Source organism: Myxococcus sp. CA023 (assembly GCF_010998615.1).
Lineage (GTDB): Bacteria > Myxococcota > Myxococcia > Myxococcales > Myxococcaceae > Myxococcus.
Map to the genome: position 1 here is coordinate 1 of NZ_JAAEAH010000075.1, position 18,151 is coordinate 18,151.

17 protein-coding genes are annotated in these 18,151 nt (G+C 69.7%); 9 read left to right on the plus strand and 8 right to left on the minus strand.

Annotated features, from left to right (window positions below; translation table 11 throughout):
* Positions 1 to 29: 29 nt before the first annotated feature.
* The 6 genes from F8M74_RS28510 to F8M74_RS28535 all read left to right on the plus strand — a co-directional run bounded on the left by F8M74_RS28510 (position 30) and on the right by F8M74_RS28535 (position 4,892).
* On the plus strand, positions 30 to 584 hold the full coding sequence (locus F8M74_RS28510; RefSeq protein ID WP_090490006.1) for an adenine phosphoribosyltransferase: 555 nt from the start codon (positions 30 to 32) through the stop codon (positions 582 to 584).
* Positions 585 to 770: 186 nt separating this feature from the next.
* Positions 771 to 1,601, plus strand: coding sequence for an alpha/beta fold hydrolase (locus F8M74_RS28515; protein ID WP_141255680.1), 831 nt, complete (start codon positions 771 to 773; stop codon positions 1,599 to 1,601).
* Between the two features lie 234 nt (positions 1,602 to 1,835).
* Positions 1,836 to 2,444, plus strand: a complete 609-nt coding sequence (locus tag F8M74_RS28520) for a TetR family transcriptional regulator C-terminal domain-containing protein (protein WP_141255681.1) — start codon at positions 1,836 to 1,838, stop codon at positions 2,442 to 2,444.
* The gene (locus F8M74_RS28525; RefSeq protein WP_141255682.1) at positions 2,441 to 3,652 is read left to right on the plus strand and encodes an MFS transporter; all 1,212 of its coding nucleotides are present in this window, start codon (positions 2,441 to 2,443) and stop codon (positions 3,650 to 3,652) included. Before F8M74_RS28520 ends, F8M74_RS28525 begins: the two co-directional genes overlap by 4 nt.
* Positions 3,652 to 4,149 (plus strand): pantetheine-phosphate adenylyltransferase, encoded by a 498-nt coding sequence (gene coaD / locus F8M74_RS28530; protein ID WP_140794461.1) that lies wholly within the window; start codon positions 3,652 to 3,654, stop codon positions 4,147 to 4,149. Before F8M74_RS28525 ends, coaD begins: the two co-directional genes overlap by 1 nt.
* Positions 4,146 to 4,892 (plus strand): MBL fold metallo-hydrolase, encoded by a 747-nt coding sequence (locus tag F8M74_RS28535; protein ID WP_141255683.1) that lies wholly within the window; start codon positions 4,146 to 4,148, stop codon positions 4,890 to 4,892. Before coaD ends, F8M74_RS28535 begins: the two co-directional genes overlap by 4 nt.
* A 54-nt stretch (positions 4,893 to 4,946) precedes the next feature.
* Here the strand turns inward: F8M74_RS28535 and F8M74_RS28540 are convergent, their stop codons facing one another.
* The gene (locus F8M74_RS28540; protein ID WP_141255684.1) at positions 4,947 to 6,857 is read right to left on the minus strand and encodes an alpha-amylase family glycosyl hydrolase; all 1,911 of its coding nucleotides are present in this window, start codon (positions 6,855 to 6,857) and stop codon (positions 4,947 to 4,949) included.
* 242 nt (positions 6,858 to 7,099) lie between these two features.
* Between F8M74_RS28540 and F8M74_RS28545 the strand changes: the two genes are divergently transcribed.
* A complete protein-coding gene (locus F8M74_RS28545; protein WP_141255685.1) occupies positions 7,100 to 8,710 on the plus strand; it encodes a bifunctional UDP-sugar hydrolase/5'-nucleotidase in 1,611 nt (536 codons plus the stop codon).
* Between the two features lie 15 nt (positions 8,711 to 8,725).
* Here the strand turns inward: F8M74_RS28545 and F8M74_RS28550 are convergent, their stop codons facing one another.
* The 5 genes from F8M74_RS28550 to F8M74_RS28570 all read right to left on the minus strand — a co-directional run bounded on the left by F8M74_RS28550 (position 8,726) and on the right by F8M74_RS28570 (position 14,608).
* Positions 8,726 to 9,502: a YdcF family protein gene (locus tag F8M74_RS28550; protein ID WP_141279646.1), complete on the minus strand. Its 777-nt coding sequence runs from the start codon at positions 9,500 to 9,502 to the stop codon at positions 8,726 to 8,728.
* A gap of 15 nt (positions 9,503 to 9,517) precedes the next feature.
* Positions 9,518 to 10,363 (minus strand): NAD(+)/NADH kinase, encoded by an 846-nt coding sequence (locus F8M74_RS28555; RefSeq protein WP_141255687.1) that lies wholly within the window; start codon positions 10,361 to 10,363, stop codon positions 9,518 to 9,520.
* Between the two features lie 75 nt (positions 10,364 to 10,438).
* Positions 10,439 to 11,896: a sigma-54 dependent transcriptional regulator gene (locus F8M74_RS28560; protein WP_140794467.1), complete on the minus strand. Its 1,458-nt coding sequence runs from the start codon at positions 11,894 to 11,896 to the stop codon at positions 10,439 to 10,441.
* Positions 11,893 to 13,476, minus strand: a complete 1,584-nt coding sequence (locus tag F8M74_RS28565) for an ATP-binding protein (protein ID WP_141255688.1) — start codon at positions 13,474 to 13,476, stop codon at positions 11,893 to 11,895. Before F8M74_RS28565 ends, F8M74_RS28560 begins: the two co-directional genes overlap by 4 nt.
* A gap of 169 nt (positions 13,477 to 13,645) precedes the next feature.
* Positions 13,646 to 14,608, minus strand: coding sequence for a diguanylate cyclase (locus tag F8M74_RS28570; RefSeq protein WP_141255689.1), 963 nt, complete (start codon positions 14,606 to 14,608; stop codon positions 13,646 to 13,648).
* Positions 14,609 to 14,712: 104 nt separating this feature from the next.
* Here F8M74_RS28570 and F8M74_RS28575 point away from each other — a divergent pair, with 104 nt between their 5' ends.
* Positions 14,713 to 15,504, plus strand: coding sequence for a glycosyltransferase family 2 protein (locus F8M74_RS28575; protein WP_141255690.1), 792 nt, complete (start codon positions 14,713 to 14,715; stop codon positions 15,502 to 15,504).
* Between the two features lie 7 nt (positions 15,505 to 15,511).
* On the plus strand, positions 15,512 to 16,360 hold the full coding sequence (locus tag F8M74_RS28580) for a ChbG/HpnK family deacetylase (protein WP_141255691.1): 849 nt from the start codon (positions 15,512 to 15,514) through the stop codon (positions 16,358 to 16,360).
* Here the strand turns inward: F8M74_RS28580 and F8M74_RS28585 are convergent.
* Together F8M74_RS28585 and F8M74_RS28590 are read right to left on the minus strand one after the other, a co-directional pair.
* Positions 16,333 to 17,001 carry a class I SAM-dependent methyltransferase gene (locus F8M74_RS28585; protein ID WP_141255692.1) on the minus strand — a complete coding sequence of 223 codons (669 nt, stop codon included), beginning with the start codon at positions 16,999 to 17,001 and terminating at the stop codon, positions 16,333 to 16,335. The genes F8M74_RS28580 and F8M74_RS28585 overlap by 28 nt on opposite strands.
* Positions 16,998 to 18,131: a mannosyltransferase family protein gene (locus tag F8M74_RS28590; RefSeq protein WP_141255693.1), complete on the minus strand. Its 1,134-nt coding sequence runs from the start codon at positions 18,129 to 18,131 to the stop codon at positions 16,998 to 17,000. Before F8M74_RS28590 ends, F8M74_RS28585 begins: the two co-directional genes overlap by 4 nt.
* Positions 18,132 to 18,151: the final 20 nt, after the last annotated feature.

The window sequence follows — 18,151 nt, forward strand, 5'->3', positions numbered from 1 at the left end:
TTTTTCATCCCCCCGCTGGAGCGCACGCCATGAACCCGCCCGTCCCGAGCCTGACCGACACCACCCTCGTCGCCGACCTGAATGCCCGGCTCCGGGACGTGCCGGACTTCCCCAAGCCCGGCATCGTCTTCAAGGACATCACCCCCGTGCTGGCGGACCCGCGCCTGTTCGGCCGCGTCATCAACGCCATGTCGGCGCCCTTCCGGGGCCAGCACGTCACGAAGGTGGTGGGCGTGGAGGCCCGAGGCTTCCTGCTGGGCGCCCCCATCGCGCTGGCGCTCAACGCGGGCTTCGTGCCGGCGCGCAAGCCCGGGAAGCTGCCTCACCGCTCGGTGGTGGAGCGCTACTCGCTGGAGTACGGCTCCGACGGCGTGGAGATGCACGAAGACGCCATCCTCCAGGGGGAGCGGGTGCTCGTCGTGGATGACGTGCTGGCCACGGGAGGCACGGCGGAGGCCACCGCGAGGCTCGTGTCCCGGCTCGGCGGCGAACTGGTGGGCTTCAGCTTCCTCCTCAGCTTGGACTTCCTCGAAGGCCCCAACCGCCTCGGGCGCGAGCGCGTGACGACGCTGCTGACCTTCTGATGTGAACGTCTCCTGTAGGGTCATCTCGGGAATGCAAGAGCAGGATACTGCGCGAAACACGAATTAATTGAGGCAGCGACCCTCCGTCCGACCGGAACGGCCCCTGCCGTGTTGCCTGCTGACATGCGGGCCGGGCCTGCGCACCCTCCAACGAGAACCAACCAACGCTTCCACGGAGGGGACGACATGCCGGAAGTACACACTCGCGGCGGCGCCCGCATCCGCTACGACGACGCGGGTCAGGGCGAGCCCGCGCTTCTCTTCATCCCAGGGTGGTGCACCACCCGAGCGAGCTTCCAGAAGCTGATTCCCCGCTGCTCCGCCTTCCGCCGTGTCCTGTCCGTGGACATCCGGGGGCACGGCGAGTCCGAAGGTGGAGGCGCCGACTTCGACAGCACCACGGTGCTGGAGGACCTGCTCGCGGTCGTGGAGGCCAGCGGCGCGCGGCACATCGTCCCCGTGGCCATGTCCCACGCGGGCTGGTGGGCGCTCGACCTGCGACGGGCGTTGGGCCCCGAGCGTGTGCCGCGGATGGTGCTGCTGGACTGGATTGCCACCGAGCCCACCCCGGCCGTCCTCCGCGCCGTGCGCGGGCTCCAGACGGAGCGCTGGAGCCAAGTGCGAGACGGCCTGCTCCAGGGCTGGATGGAGGGGCTCGACGACGATGCCATCCGCCGCTTCGTGCGCGACGACATGGGCGCGTTCGACGAGGCCATGTGGGCCCGGGCCGGGCGGGAGATTGAAGCGGCCTACGCCCGCGAGGGCTCTCCGCTGCGAGCGCTCGCGGCGCTGGAGCCCATGCCGCTCACGATGCACCTGTACTCGCGGCCGGAGTCACACGACTACCTGGCGGCGCAGGTGGACTTCGGCGCGGAGCATCCGGGCTTTCACGTGCTGAAGCTCCCCGCCACCAGCCACTTCCCGGCGCTGGAGGTGCCGGCGATGGTGGCCGCGGGCATCGAGGCGCTCGTCTCCGCGCGAGAGGTCCCCATCCACGCCAGCGCTATTCCTGCCTGAGGCGGCGCGGGGACTACCGCAGCCCCAGTGCCTCCTTCATGCCATCGGTGCGCTCCCGGGCGCGCCGCATGGCGATGCGGTTGATCTCGGGGTCCACGGGCAGCGGCATCCACGCCAGGTACCGGGCACCGGAGCCGCCTTCTTTATTCGGGCCCTCGTCCCCAGGGGCAGGTGGGATTGACGCCCTTGTCTGCCCTGTTTATAAGTTGGTCAAACAACCAACAAACACACCCCATGCCCCGTCCATCCAACACCGAGGAGCGCCGTCAGCAGATTGTCGCGGGCCTGCTGAAGGTCATGTCGGAACGCGGTTACGAGCGCGCTTCCATTAGCGAAATCGCGAAGGCGGCGGCGTTGAGCCCAGGGCTGGTGCACTACCACTTCAACGGCAAGCAGGAGATTCTCCTCACGCTGGTGGAGCAGCTCGCGGCGCAGGCGCGGCAGCGGGTGGCGACGCGGCTGGAACGGGTGAAGGGCCCGGACGCCCGAGCCCGCGTGGATGCCTTCGTGGAGGCCTTCCTCGCCACGGGCGACGACGCGGCCCCGGCGGCCGTCGCGAGCTGGGTCACCATCAGCGCGGAGGCCATCCGGCAGCCCGAGGTACGAGCCATCTACGAGCAGGTGGTGCGCGCCGACCTGGAGCACCTGACGTCGCTCGTCGCCGCCGTGGTGGGACGGCGCAAGGCGCCCGCGCTGGCGGCCGGGCTGTTCGCCGCCGTGCAGGGCTACTTCGTGCTCGCCGCCAGCGTCCCGGGACTGGTCCCCGCGGGCTCCGCCGCCAGCACGGTGAAGCGCATGGCCGCGGGGCTGCTGGACCCGGCCGGCGCGAAGGAGGACGCATGAGGACGGCAACGAAGCTGGGGCTCCTCTCCAGCCTCTACCTGTCACAGGGGCTTCCCTTCGGTTTCTTCACCCAGGCCCTGCCCGTGCTGCTGCGCCATCAAGGCCTGTCGTTGCCTTCCATCGGACTGGCGCACCTGCTGGCGCTGCCCTGGGCGCTCAAGTTCCTCTGGGCCCCGCCCATGGACCGGCACGGTTCGGCGAAGTGGGGCCGGCGGCGCGGCTACATCCTGCCACTGCAGTGCCTGTCGTCGGGGCTCCTGCTCGCGCTCGCGCTCCCCGAAGGAGGCCTGGACATGCGGCTGCTGATGGCCGCGGTGCTGGGCATCAACCTCCTGGCCGCCACGCAGGACGTGGCCACCGACGGGCTGGCGGTGGACCTGCTCGCGCCGGCCGAGCGCGGCTGGGGCAACGGCATCCAGGTGGCGGCCTACCGCGTCGGGATGATTCTGGGCGGAGGCGTGATGCTCGCTGTCTTCGACGCGGTGGGCTGGCGCCCCACGTTCCTCGCGTTGGGCACACTGCTGCTCCTGGCCACCGTGCCCGTTGCCCTCTTCCGCGAGCCCCCCACCGCGCCACCACCCGCGCAGAGCCTGGGCCTGCGATGGTGGCTGAAGCGTCCGGGGGCCGCCGCGTGGCTCACGCTGCTCGTCGTCTACAAGGCGGGCGAAGCCCTGGCCACCGGGATGCTGCGCACCTTCCTGGTCGACGAGGGCCTGTCGCTGACGACCATCGGTTGGCTGTTGGGCGGCGTGGGCTTCACCGCGGGACTCGTGGGGGCGCTGCTGGGAGGCGGTTTGGTGGTGCGGCTCGGACGGCGACGGGCGTTGCTCGTCTTCGGAGGCATCCAGGCCGGCGCGGTACTGCTCTACGCACTGGCGGCTCGAGGCCCCACGTCCCTGCCCCTGCTCACCCTCGTCTGCGGCGTCGAGTACGTGGCCAGCGGCATGGCCACCGCGGCCGTCTTCACCGCGATGATGGACGCCTGCCGGCCGGACCACGCCGCCACGGACTACACCGTGCAGGCGTCCCTGGTGGTGCTGGCCACGGGTGCCGCCGCCGCGCTGAGTGGCTTTAGCGCCCAGGCCCTTGGCTATGCCGGCCACTTCACGCTGGCCGCGTTCCTGTGCGCGGCGGGCACGCTGTACGCCGCGCTCGCCTTCCCCCCGCCCCGGAGCCAGGCCTCCGAGGCCGCTCCCGAGGTGTCGTGATGACCATCGCCGTCTACGCCGGCAGCTTCGACCCCGTCACCGCCGGCCATATGTCCGTCGTCCGGCAGGCAGCCCGCCTCTTCGGCCACGTCGTCGTGGTGGTGGCCGTCAACCCGGACAAGGAGAGCCTGCTGTCCGCCGACGAGCGCGTGGCCCTCCTGCGTGAAGCCGTGGCGCACCACCCCAACGTCACCGTGGCCCGCACGCAGGGGCTCATCGTCGACTTCGCGCGGGACATTGGCGCCAGCGTCCTGCTGCGCGGCGTGCGCGGTGCCACGGATGCCCAGTTCGAGACGACGCTGGCGCAGAACAACCGCGCGCTGGCGCCCGAGCTGTCCACCCTCTTCCTTCCAGCCGAAGCCCACCTGGCCGAGGTGAGCAGCAGCGGACTCAAGGCGCGCGTGGCGCGCGGCGAGGACGTTTCCGCCTTCTGTCCACCGGCCGTCGCGGCGAAGCTTCGGGAGCGACTCGACCCTTCCCTCCGGAGCCTGCCTTGAGCCTGTCCTTCATCACCCTTGGCATCGGCGACGCCTTCTCCGCCCTGCGCTATTCGTCCTGTTTCGCCGTGGAGGCGGAGGACCAGGTCCTACTCGTGGACTGCCCGCATCCCATCCGGAAGATGATGCGCGAAGCGTCCGAGTCCTCCGGCGTGCCCCTGGACGCGGACCGCGTCAGCGCCGTGGCCCTCACCCACCTGCACGCGGACCACGCGTCGGGCCTGGAGAGCCTGGGCTACTTCTCCTTCTTCGTGCTGCAGCGGAAGCTGGAGGTGCTGGCCCACCCCACCGTCGCGGACCGGCTGTGGGAAGGCAACCTGGCCGCGGGCATGGAGTGCCTCATCGAGCGGCGCGGGGAGCCCCCCAACGACAAGCACTTCGAGGACTACTTCGTCCACACGCCGCTCTCCACGGAGACCGCCGTGCGGCACGGCCCCTTTCTCATCGAGAGCCGGATGACGTACCACCATGTGCCCACCACCGCGCTGCGCATCCACGCGGGGGGCCGCTGCCTGGGGTACAGCGCGGATACCGCCTTCGACGAGGGCCTCATCGACTGGCTCTCCAAGGCGGACCTCATCATCCACGAGACGAACTACGGCGTGCACACGCCCTACGAGAAGCTGGCGGCGCTGCCCGCCGAGCTGCGCGCCCGGATGCGGCTCATCCACTACCCGGATGACTTCGACACCAGCGCGAGCGTCATCGAACCGCTCGCGCAGGGCCGGCGCTACAACGTCTGAGGCGCGAACGAGCGCCCGGGAGATTCCACCCCAGGCGCCCGGTGCCGTCAGGCGCTACTGCGAGAAGATGACCAGCGAGTAGGGACCGATGGCGAACGACGCGTTGTGCGACAGGCCGTCCTTCGCGCCACTGTAGGCCACGGTGTCAATCGACGCCGTGTTGCCGAAGTCGCCCGAGTACCCGTTCCAGTCGCTGTTGAAGCGCGCGTACCACATGCCCCCGCGCGGGAAGCCGATGTTGTAGCTGGGGAAGTACGTGCCGCTGAAGTTGGCGACGATGACGACGTCATCCCCGGGCCCGCCGCTCTCCCAACGGTGGTACGCAATCACCTTGCCGCTGTTGTTGACGTGGTGGACGTTGACGTTGCCGCCGCGCAGGCCGCGCGTGTTGTTGAACCAGTTGCGGCGCAGACGGATGAGGTCGCGGTACAGCGTCCGAATGCCGCCGTAGGTGCTGTTCTTGCCCCAGTCCACGGGGTCCGTGTCCTGGAAGTAGCCGTCCTCGAGGAACTCCTGGCCCTGGAAGATCATCGGGATGCCAGGCGAGGTGAAGACGACGCCCGCCGCCAGCGTGGAGCGCTTCTTGGCGGCCCAGCTGCCCGCGTTGCCCGGCCAGATCTCCTCCGGGACGCGCGCCTTGCCGTTGGCCACTTCGTCGTGGCTCTCCGAGTAGATGACGCGCGCGGTGTGCCGCCCGCTGTAGCGCTGGGTGATGGCGTTGCGCACCGAGTTCATGTCACGGCCGCTGTCGTTCGACGCGATGACCGCCGCGCGGATGGCGTGCACGAAGTCGCCGCCCCACTGCGAATCGAAGCCCGCGCCGCCCGAGGTGTCGGACGTGGCGTCGTTGGTGATGGAGTCACCACCGCCGAAGTCCTCGGCGATGCTGATCTTCCACGGCTGCGTGGCGTTGATTTCGCGGTTGATGGCGCGAAACACGCGCCACGCGTCGGGGATGGCGGTGGTGTCGCTGCCATTCTGCGTGCGCATGTACTTGGTGGCGTCCCAGCGCAGACCGTCACCCCGGAAGGAATGGGTGAGGTTCATCATCGAGTCGCGAATGTACGCGCGGACCTCGGGGCGGCCGTAGTCCGGACGGGTGTCGCCCCACGGCGTGCTCTTGCGCCAGTCGTTGTAGAAGTACTCGCCGCCCGAGCCCAGGCAGTCTCCGCTGAAGCACCACATGGGCAGGTCGCTGGGGCCGTAGTGGTTGTGCACCACGTCGAAGATGACGCCGATGCCACGCATGTGCGCCTCGTCCACGAAGCGCTTCATGTCGTTGGGGTGCCCGTAGGCGCTCTCCGGCGCGAACGGGAAGGCGGCGTTGTAGCCCCAGGAGAAGTCACCAGCGAACTCGTACGCGGGCATGACCTTGATCATGTTCGCGCCCAGGTCCCGGACGTGGTCGAGCCTGGCAATCGCGCTGTTCCAGTTGCCGGGGCCGAAGCCGGGCGAGTCGTGGAACGTGCCGACGTGCATCTCGTAGATGACCATCTCGTTGAAGCCAGGGCTGCTGTACTGCTGCGCGTTCCACCAGTACTCGCCGTGGTCGTAGATGATGCTGGAGCCGGTGGAGTTCTCCTGCCACGCCGAGCGCGGGTCCGCCCGCCACGCGTCGCTGCCCCACTGGTTGCGGGTGATGAACTTGTACTTCTGGCCCTTCACCGCGCCAGCCACATCGCCGGAGAAGTTGCCGTTGAACTCGTTGCCCAGCTCAATCCAGGTGCCCCAGCCGTTGAAATCGCCCGAGACGAACACCCGGCTCGCCATCGGCGCCCAGACGCGGAACGTGGTGCCACCCGCATAGACGGTGGCGCCCATGCCGGGCCGCGTGGACGAACTGAGCTGCTGGCTGATGACCGCCGTCTCTTCCGTGGAACCTCGCGGCGCTTCGAGCGCGGACTCCCCACAGCCGGCAATCACACCGGCCAGCAGGAGCGCACTCCACCTGTTGCTGTGCCTCATGGATGACAACCTCCCTTGGTCAGGGAGCGTCCTAGCAACCGGCGTAAATCCCGCGCAAACGGCTCTGCACGGAATCTGTAATTTTCCACCACAACTCAGCGCGTCAAACGTATCAACCGGCACACCTGCCCCCCTGTGTGACACGCGCGTGAAGTCCCCGGTGCTCGCCATCGACGCCTGAGTGCGATACGCCCCACACGTTGCGCCCCACCCAGGGAGCGCGCTGGGGAGAGCGACGCACGATGACGAAGAAGACAGCGCTGGCCCGACGTGAGGCCCTGCTCGCGTTGGCCGCGGTCCTTGCCGGCGGATGCGCCACGAGCGCCCCCTCCCCCACGTCAGCACCGCCTTCCGGCACGGTGCGCCTGACGCTCCTTCACCTGGCGGACGTCTACCAGGTCCAGGCCGTCGAGGAAGGAAGGGGGGGCATGGCCCGCGCCGCCACGCTGCGCAAGCAGGTGCTTCGCGAGAGCCCCCACGTCCTGACGCTGATGGGGGGCGACACGCTGTCTCCGTCCGTGGAGTCGCTGGTGGAGGTGGACGGCAAGGCGCTCAAGGGCCGGCACATGGTGGACGCGTGGAATGCGTTCGGCCTGGACTATGCGGTGCTGGGCAACCACGAGTTCGACTTCGGCGACGATGTCCTGCGTGAGCGCATTCGCGAGTCCCGCTTCACGTGGCTCGGAGCCAACGTGCAGGACGCGAAGTCCGGGGGCCTCTTCGCGGGGGTCCAGGCCTCCACGGTGCGAGAGTTGGGCGGCATCAAGCTGGGCCTCTTCGGCGTGGTGCTCCAGGAGACGAAGGGCACCACGAAGGCCGGCAAGGACACGCTCTTCGGGGACGTCTGCGAGGCGGCCCGGGGCGAGGTGGCGAAGCTGCGCGAGGCCGGCGCCCAGGTGGTGGTGGCCCTCACCCACCTGACGGCGGACCAGGACCGGGCGCTCACCCGCTGCGTCAAGGTGGACGCGGTGCTCGGGGGGCATGACCACGAGGCGCTGGAGGACCGCAGCACGGGCACGCCCATCTTCAAGGTGGCGGCGGACGCGGTGGACCTCGGCCGGCTCACGCTGGACGTGGACGCGGCGACGGCCACGGTGCGCCAGGTGACGTGGCAGACGCTGCCGGTGACGCGGCAGGTGCCGGAGGACGCGGCCTTCAACGCGGCCATGCAGCCCTATGCCGCGCTGTTCAACCAACTGTCCGAGCACGTGGGCCGCTCCCCCGTGCCCCTGGAAGCGCGGGCCGCGTTGGTGCGCACCCAGGAGACGAACCTGGGCTCGTTCGTCGCGGATGCGTTCCGCGCGGCGGCCAGGGCGGACGTGGCGCTGGTCAACGCCGGGGCGCTGCGCGCGGACGCGGTGCTGCCCGCGGGTGGTGTCACCCGGCGGGATTTGCACGCCATCCTGCCGTACGCGGATGAGCTGGTGGTCCTGGAGGTGAAGGGGGACACGCTGCGCGCGGCGCTGGAGAACGGCGTCAGCCTCAGCCGCGAGGACTCACGGCCGGGCCGCTTTCCGCAGGTGTCCGGGCTGGAGTTCACCTTCGATTCGGACCGGCCCGCCGGACAGCGGGTGCTGGGCGTGAAGGTGGGCGGCAGGCCGTTGGACAAGGCAGCCACGTACCGGCTGGCGACGCTGAGCTTCCTCGCCAGCGGCAAGGACGGCTACGACATGCTGCGGAACCAGCCGTCCACGCCGGCCAGGGTGACGGGTAATTCGCCCCTGGACGTGCTGGCGGAGGCGTTCCGCACCGGCACGCCGTTGCCGCATGCCCAGGCGGACGGACGTATCTCCCGGCTCGGCACTGGCGCCCTGGCTCCCGACGCGCGTCAGCCACCCGCGCCGCTGAAGTAGGACGGGGCGCGGCGCTCAAGGCGCCGTCCAACCTCGCATGCGATACACCGCACGCCCCGCCAGCTCGCGCAGGGCGTCGGTGCTCAGGTTGAGGGCCCCAGACCTCGGCAACCAGCTCATGCGCCGCAGCGGCGTGTTCGACGCCCGCGAGTCCACCGGCAACAGGTCCGGACGCAGCCCCACCGCCGCGAAGCAACCCGCGGCGCGCGGCATGTGCGCGGCGCTCGTCACCAGCAGCAGGGACTTCCACCCTCGCTCCTGGATGATGCGCACGGACTCGACCGCGTTCTCCCGTGTATTTCGGCTGCGCCCTTCCGTGACGATGCGCTCCTCCGGAATCCCCCACTGCTGGAGCTGCCGGAGCAGCACGTCCGCCTCCACCACCGCCTCGGGCCTCGGGTCCAGCGAACCGCCGGAGAGGAGCACCTGCCGAGCCCGGCCCTCGCGCAGCAGCTCGAAGCCCCGCAGCACCCGCTCCGCCGCCGCGTTGTACTCCGGCACGCCGGTGCGCTCCGTGGCGGCCGGATCCAACGCCCCCCCCAGGACGATGACGGCGTCATACGTGGCCCCCGGCTGGAAGGACCGCACCGCCCCCGCCTCCGTCGCCCGCATCAGCCCCATGGCCACCGGCTCGATGGAGAAGGCGTACAACACCACCCCGCCCAGCACGCTCAGCACCCGCGACAGCCGCTCACGTCGCCGCCGCAGCCCCCAGGCCACCAGCCACAGCAGCAGCGCCCAGGAGAGCGGCGCCAGCAGCAGGTCCAGCACCTTCGACAGGAAGAGGAACACGGCGCGCGGCGCCCTTCAGCGCTCGCCCCAGTGGAGCTTCTGCCGGAGGATGGAGAAGTAGGCCACCTTCGGGTTGCGCACCAGGTTCACCCGGTTGGGCGAGCGCACCACCTCGATGCAGTCCCCACCCTGGAGCCCGTGGCCCGTCTGCCCGTCGATGGTCAGGTACGTGTCCGCCGTCTCACTGCGCAGCGTCACCCGGATGGTCCGGTCCGCCGGCACGACGATGGAGCGCTGCGTGAGGGCGTGCGAACAGATGGGCGACAGCACCGTGCAGTCCACTGACGGGTGGACGATGGGCCCACCCGCCGACAGCGAGTACGCCGTGGAGCCGGTGGGCGTGGCCAGGATGACGCCGTCCGACTTGTAGGTGGTGATGGGCACCCCGTCGATGGACGTCTCGTGGTCGGCGATGCGCGCCAGCGCGCCCTTGTTGATGACCACGTCGTTGAGGACCTCGTCCTCGATGAGCACCTTGCCCCCGCGCAGCAGGCGGCAGGTGAGCTTCATCCGGGAGTCCACCTGGAAGCGCCCCGCGAGCACCTGCTCCAGCATGGGGTACAGCTCTTCCACCGGGACTTCCGTCATGAAGCCCAGGCTGCCCAGGTTGACGCCCAGAATCGGAACTCCGCGGCCGCCGAGCAGGCGCGCCGCGTAGATGAGCGTGCCGTCACCGCCCAGCACCACCATCAGGTCCGCCCGGGTCACCAGCTCCCGGTCATCCACCCGCGGCCAGCCCAGCTCATGGGCCAGCGTGCGGTCCGCCAGCACCGACAGGTGGGGGTACCGCTCACGGATTTGAGCCGCGAGCGCTACCGCCTCGGGCTTGTCCCTCTTCGCGACGATTGCCAGGGTCTGCACGCAACCCCGCCTTCTAGTCCAGGAGGGCCCCGGGCGCGCATGGGAAATGCCCGGGTGCCCGCCGGCTGACACACGTCAGGACGCGGCTTCCAGCGCCTCGCCGTCGTCCTGGGAGGCCACGCGGGGCTTCATGGACCGGCCGGCCACCTCGTACTGCTTGAGCAGACGGCGGAAGTTGGAGCGGTCCACGCCCGCCGCGCGCGCGGCGCTGGAGACATTCTGGTTGTTCTTCTCCAGCAGGGCGGACAGGTAGCGGCGCTCGAAGGCACGCATCGCCAAGCGCTTGGCCTGGGCGTACGGCAGGTGTGCCAGGCTGAACACCTCCACCGTGGAGTCCGGCTGCGGCGCGGACTGGAAGCCCGGCGGCAGGTCCTCCACGTCGATGACCTCGTTGCCCGTCAGCACCACCGCGCGCTCGATGACGTTCTCCAGCTCACGCACGTTGCCCGTCCACCGGTTGCAGGTGAGGGCTTCCATGGCGCGCGGGGAGATGCCCGTCACCTTCTTGTCCGCCTTGGAGGCGTAGAGCTTGAGGAAGTGGTGCGCCAGCAGGGGCACGTCCTCGGGCCGGTCACGCAGGGGCGGCAGGTCGATGGTGATGACGTTGAGGCGGTAGAAGAGGTCCTCGCGGAACTTGCCCTGCTCCTTGGCGCGGGACAGGTCCACGTGGGTGGCGGCGATGACGCGCACGTCCACCTTCACTGGCTCGTTGGCACCCACGCGCTTGACCTCGCCCTCCTGGAGCACGCGCAGCAGGCGTACCTGGGTGGCCGGGGGCACGTCGCCAATTTCGTCCAGGAAGATGGTGCCGCCGTCGGCCGCCTCGAAGAGGCCCTTCTTGTTGCCGGTGGCGCCGGTGAAGCTGCCCTTCACGTGACCGAAGAGCTCGCTCTCCAGCAGCGTCTCCGTCAGCGCCGAACAGTTGACCGCCACGAAGGGCTTGTCCTTGCGCGCGCTGCGGTAGTGGATGGCGCGGGCCACCAGCTCCTTGCCGGTGCCGCTCTCCCCCTGGATGAGCACCGTGGCGGTGGAGTGGCTCACCGTCTCCACCAGCTTGAAGACGGAGCGCATCTGCGTGGACTGGCCGATGAGGTCCTCGAACTGGCTTCGGACCGTGAGGGCCTCCTCCAGCGCGCGGGTGCGGTCCTTGAGCGCCTTGCGCTCGGCCGCCTTGGCCACCGTGAGGCTGACCTCGTCGATGTTCTCGAAGGGCTTGGTGAGGTAGTCGTACGCACCCGCCTTCACCGCCTCCACCGCCGTCTCCACGGTGGCGAAGGCCGTCATCATGATGACCTCCACGTCCGGGCGGTCGGCCTTGATGCCGCGCAGCAGGTCCATGCCGGATAGGTTGGGCATCTTGATGTCGAGGACGACCACGTCGATGGTCGGATCCTTCGCGGCCGCCAGGCCCTCCACCGCGTCGTCAATGGCCACCACCGGGTGGCCCTCGCGCTGGAGAATCTGCGTCACGGCCTTGAGGACGACGGAGTCGTCATCCACGACGAGGACTTTGGCGCGCTTGACTTGGTTCACGGCAACCTCTCGAGCTGCAGGGGGATGGGCAGAAAAACGGTGAAGCAGGAGCCTTCGCCGACCTGGGTGTCCACGTGGAAGCTGCCCCCGTGGTCCTGGACGATGCGGTAGGCAATGGAGAGCCCCAGGCCGGTGCCTTCACCCGGGGCCTTGGTGGTGAACGACGGCTCGAAGATGCGAGGCAGGTGCTTTTCCTCGATACCCGTGCCGGTGTCCGTCACCGCGAAGAAGCAGCGGTCGCCTTCGCGACCCGTCACCAGCTTCAGCTTGCCCTCGCGCGTGGGCAGCGACTGGAGACCGTTCTGCAGCAGGTTGAGCACCACCTGCGCGAGCTGACCGGGGTCGCCGTACACCTTGGGCAGGCCGTCCGCGAGCCCCAGCGCCAGCTCCACCGTGGGCATGGACTTGAGCTGCGCCCGGAACAGCACCGCCGCGTCCTCCACGCACTTGGACAAGTCGAAGGGCCGCCGGTCCTCCACGCGGCTGTGGCGGCTGAACTTGAGGAGGCTCTCCACGATGCGCTTGCAGCGCAGCGCGCTCTCCTCGATGAGGCCCAGCGACTCCAGGTCCGCCTCACTGCGGCCCGCGTCGCGCGACATCAACTGCGCGAAGGCGAGGATGCCGCCCAGCGGGTTGTTGATTTCGTGCGCCACCCCGCCGGCGAGCTGGCCCACCGCGGCCATCTTCTCCGTCTCGATGAGCCGCCGCGTCATCGACTGCTCCTCGGTGACGTCCCGGTAGGTGCAGACGACGCGCTCGTCCCCCGCCATGGGGTAGGCGGCCACCACGAAGGTGCGCCCGCCCTGGCGGACCTCACCGCGCGCGCCCTTGCCGCTCTCCACCGCCGCCGGCAGCGGGCAGCCCGTGCACGGCTCGTTGCGGCCGAAGAGGTAGCGGTAGCACGTGGTGTCGGAGGGAATCTCCTCGATGGAGCGCCCCGCCACGTCCGCGTACGCCAGGTTCGCCCGCCGCACCGCGAAGTCCCGCGCGCGCACCACGCACAGCGGCGTCTCCATGCAGTCGAAGGACAGCTCCCACTCGCGCTTGGCCTGGCTCAACATGCGCGTGCGCTGGGCGACGCGCTCCTCCAGGTCCGCGTTGAGCAGCTTCAGCTCCGCGTTCTGCGCCTGCGTCACCGTGTAGAGCCGCTCGTTCTCCGCCTGGAGCGCGTACTGCTCGAAGGCGCTCTTCACCGTCAGCACCAAGTGGCTGTCGTTCCAGGGCTTGGAGATGAAGCGGAAGATTTCCGACCGGTTGATGGCCTCCTCGATGGCCTGCTGGTCCGCCTGGCCCGTCAGCATGATGCGCTGGGCCCGCGGCTCCTGCTGCTTCACCCGGGTAAGGAAATCGACGCCATTCATCCCCGGCATGCGGAAATCGGAGATGACCACCTCGGGGTGGAAGGCTTCCACCGCCCGCAGGCCCTGCTCGGCGTCCGTCGCCGTCTCGATGTCCCAGTCGCCGCGGCGCAGCACCCGGCGGATGGACTTGAGGATGTTCTCCTCGTCATCCACCAGGAGCAGCCGCCCGCGTGGCGATTCGGCCTGTTGACCGTGGACATGTGCGGCTTGAGAACCCATGAATTGTTTCCGCCCCTAGACAAATGCAATGGCCCTGCCAGCAGAAACTCCCTGCCCAACAGTCTGGAATCACGGGCCTTGACATTTCCGTGGCGTGAAAAAATGCCGGGTCCGATTAGACCCATCCCCACCAAATGGGTCAATAGAGACCCCGGGTCTTTGACCCGGGCTAGGTTCCGAGCGGACCGACCGGGAGCTGGGGATGTAGGCAGATGCGATCCCTGCCGTCCCGTTTGGCCTGGTAGAGGGCCTCGTCGGCCGTCAGGAGCAGCTGCTCCGGGGTGAGGACGGTGCGGTGGGGGAAGCTGGAAACCCCCAATGAGGCGGTGACTTGCAGGCCGTCCGACACCTCCAGCCGCAGGGCGCGCAGCTCGCGGCGGACGCGCTCGGCGACGGTGAGCGCCCCGGTGAGGTGGGTGCGGGGCAGCAGCACCGCGAACTCCTCGCCGCCATAGCGGGCCACCAGGTCCGTCTCGCGCACGCCCCGGGTGAGCGCGGCGGCCACCTCGCGCAGCACGCCGTCGCCCGCGGAGTGGCCGTACTTGTCGTTGATTTCCTTGAAGTAATCCAAGTCCAGCAGGATGAGCGACAGGGAGTCGTCATAACGCTGGGCACGGCGGAACTCCTCCCTCAGCCGCTCCTGGAAATGCCGGTGGTTGTGGACGCCCGTGAGGCCGTCCGTGGACGACAGCCGCTGCAGCTCGCTCACCTGGGCGGCGAGCGACTCCATCCGGGCCTGCGCGGCCAGGGCGCGACGCACCCGGGCCACCAGTTCATCCGGCGCCCATGGGTCCCAAATGACCTCGGCGCCGCGGCGCAGGGCCTCCAGCCAGAATGCTCTGGGCTCGGGTGGAGCCAGGAGCACCACGGGGGGCCCCACCGGGCCTTCCTCGGGTATCAGGCGTTCGAGCAACCCCACACTGGCCTGGGCGTCCTCGCCCGGGCAGAGCACCACCAGCGATACCTCCCGCGCCAACCTCGGCACCTCCGGGCCGTGGGCGGTGATTCGGAGGGCGAAATCCTCCGGGCCCAGCGCACGGGCCAACCGAGGCAACGTCAACTGCGAGTCGTCCACTACCAGCAGGGTGAAGGGCCTGGAGTTCACAGTGTCCCCGCAAAATGGTGATTTCACGGTAGCATAGGCGTGCGACGGCATGCGACCCCTGCAATTGGATAAAAACCGGATTCTCTGCTAGCGAGCCGCCAACTTCGCAGGTCCGCCCGCCGAGGTCGTTCGTGGCCCAATACCCAAGCATCAGCCTGTTCTTCCCCGCCTGGAACGAAGAGGACTACGTCGAGCGCGCCGTCAGCCGGGCGCTTGAGGTCCTCCCCGCACTGACGGACGACTTCGAAATCATCGTCGTCAACGACGCGTCCACGGACCGCACCCGTGAGGTCTGTGAGGCGCTGGCCCTGAAGGTTCCCCAACTGCGAGTCATCCACCACCCCGTGAATCTGAAGCTGGGTGGCGCCATGCGCACCGGGCTGGCGGCCTCGACGAAGGACATCGTCGTGTACTCCGATGTGGACCTGCCCTGGGACATGCGCGAGCTGGAGCGGGCGCTGCATCTGATGTCGTACCTGGAGGCGGACATGATTTGCGCCTTCCGGTTCGACCGCACGAGCGAGGGCCCCAAGCGCATCATCTACTCGTTCGTCTACAACATGCTCATCCGGTCGCTGTTCGACATCCAGATCAAGGACGTCAACTTCAGCTTCAAGGTGATGCACCGCCGCGTGCTGGAGGCCATGGAGCTGCACAGCCAGGGCTCGTTCATCGACGCGGAGCTCGTGGTGAAGGCCATCCGCCAGGGCTTCCGCGTGTTCCAGATGGGCGTGGACTACTTCCCACGCACGCGCGGCGTGTCCACGCTGGCCTCGCCCTCCGTCATCACGAAGATGGTGCGGGAGCTGGTGAAGCTCTATCCGAAGATGCGCGCGCCGCAGCCGCCAGTGCACCCGGTGCGCTTGCCGCCTTCCGTGCAGCAGCTCCACGCGGTGCCGCCGGGCCGCGCGGCGCGAGGCTGAGCCCCGCATGACGCGCACCCTCACGCGCCTGGTGGTGAACGCGGACGACCTGGGGCTCCATGCCTCGCTGGACGCGGGCATCCTCCGCGCGCACCGCGATGGCATCGTCACCAGCGCCACGCTGCTGGCCACGGGCCCCACCGCGCCCGAGGCCGCCGCCCGCGCGAAGGAGGCGCGGCTCGCGGTGGGCCTCCACCTGGCGCTCTCCACGCGGCTGCCTCCCGCGGCGCCCGCGCACGAGGTGCCCACGGTGGCACCGGAGGGCCGGCTGCGTGGCAGCTGGGCCGACTTCGCCCGCGCCTGGCTCACCGGACAGGTACGCCGGGACGAGCTGGCGCGCGAGCTCTCCGCTCAGCTTCAGCGGGCCCGCGCCCTGGGCGTGACGGTGGACCACCTGGACGGGCACCAGCACCTGCACCTGCTGCCCGGTGTACGTCCCCTGGTGGAGTCCCTGGCCGCGCGCGAAGGGTTGCCCCTGCGCTGGCCGGACGCCCTCCCTCGCCCTCGCTGGCTGAAAGCGCCGGGCCCCGCGCTGAAGGCCACGGTGCTGGCCGTGCTCGCGCGCGCCGCGCCTCGGGCCCCCAAGGGCGTGCGCCGGGTGAGCGCGGGCGGCGTCTTCGAAGCGGGGATGCTGGACGAGGCCGCCCTGCTCGCGGTGGTGGACGCGCTGCCCGCGGGCGACTTCGAGCTGGGCTGTCACCCGGGTGAAGGCACGCCACACGTCCCCGAGGACCCGGCGTGGCGCTACGACTGGCAGGCGGAGCTGGCCGCCCTCACCAGCGCGCGCGTGAAGGCGCGGCTGCACGAGCGCGGCATCGAGCTCCACAGCTACGGAACGCTGTTCTCCGCAACGTAGAGGACGTGCGGCGTGGTGTAGCCCTGGCCCAGGTCCACCACCTCACGCACCGCGAAGCCCGCGTCCTTCAGGGAGCGCGTCATCTCTGCACGAGGCTTCAGCGCCATGCCGCCGCTGGCCTTCGTGCGGCCCAGCAGCGACACCATCACCCACTCCTGCGCCAGCGCCTTGCGGTGCTTCCAGGAGCCGTCTCCTTCCACCTCCTTGAGCAGCAGCCGCCCGCCGGGCTGCAGCAGTCCACGCACCGTGGAGAGGAAGCCGGGCCACTTCGACTCCGGCAGCAGGTACAGCACGTCGCACACCACCGCCGCGTCGAAGCGCCCGGAAGCGCCCCGGGCCAGTGTCTCCTCAACGGTGCCTTCCTCGACGCGCACGTTGGGCTGACCCGCGAGCGCCCGCCGTGCCCAGGCCACCTTCCGCGAGTCCGGATCCACGCCGTGCACGGTGCGGCTCGGGTCCGCCAGGGCCAGCAGCGCGGACAGCAGCCCATGCCCGCAGCCGATGTCCGCCACGGCGCCCGCGGGCGTGCGCGCAACCATGGCCAGCAGCGGCGCGGAGAAGGCCCGCGCGTGGACGTGGAAGCGCTCGGCGACGGGCAGCCCGTCGTAGCGAAGGAGGGCCTGTTCGAGGAGGTCGCTCATGAGACGTAGTAGTCCGCGCCGAAGGCCCACGAGAGGACGAGCAGCGACGCGGCGCCCACCGCCAGCGCCCCGCGCAGCAGCAAGGGCCGCTCGCGCAGCAGCATCGCCGCGGTGAGGAAGACGGGGAAGGCGGACAGCAGGTAGCGCCCCATGCCCATGAAGTCCTTGGTGGACCACGCGGGCAGCCCGACGATGGCTAGCACGTAGACGGCGTAACCCCACCCCAGCAGCTTGCGCGTGGGCCACACCAGCGCCAGCGCCAGCAGCGTGAAGAAGGCGTGCGCGGCCAGCCGGAAGGCCTCGCGCTTGTCGTGCGGCGCCAGCACGACGCGCTCGAACCAGCTCACCTTCAGCCACGTGTGCCAGCCCGGAATCTGCTCCCAGCCGGGCGCGCCCTGCACCTTCACGAAGGCCACCGGGTCACCGAACTGGTGCCACAGGAAGAGCATGTACGCGCCGAAGCCCAGGCCCGACAGCACCGGCAGGAAGTCCACCGCGCTCCACTTCTCGCCGCGCGCGTGCTTCCACTCCAGGCGGCGCACCAGCAGGCCCAGCACCACCGCGGGCGCCACGGGCCGGGCCGCGGTGGCCACCGCCGCGACGAGGACGGCGGGCCCCAGGTGCCCGCGCTCCAGCAGCAGGAAGGCCGCCACCACCAGCAGGACGAACAGCGCGTCCGAATACATGGCGCCGTAGAAGTAGAGCGTGAAGGGGTAGCAGGCCATCAGCAGCCCGGCCTTCAGCGCCGTGTCCTCGTCCGTCAGCTTGCGCGCCCAGACGGTGAAGAACATCAACGCCAGCGGGCCGCACAGCAGCGTGATGAGCACGCCGGACTGGTACACATTGGGCCCCAGCGACTCCACCGCGCGGATGAGCAGCGGGTACAGCGGGAAGAACGCCACCGAGCTCTGCTGGCCCGGGACGAACTGGTAGCCCTCCTGGGCAATCCGCATGTACCAGCTGGAATCCCAGGCCACCCAGCCCATGGTGAAGTACTCGTCGAGCCGGACGACGGGGTTGCTGGGGTCCTTGTGGAAGAAGCGCCAAGCCCCGGCGGTGGCGGCGGCGCCACAGGCCACGACGGCCGACAGGACGACAAGGACGATGGTGCGGGACGCGGAGCGTGCCATGGGGCCCGGGAGGCTCGGGC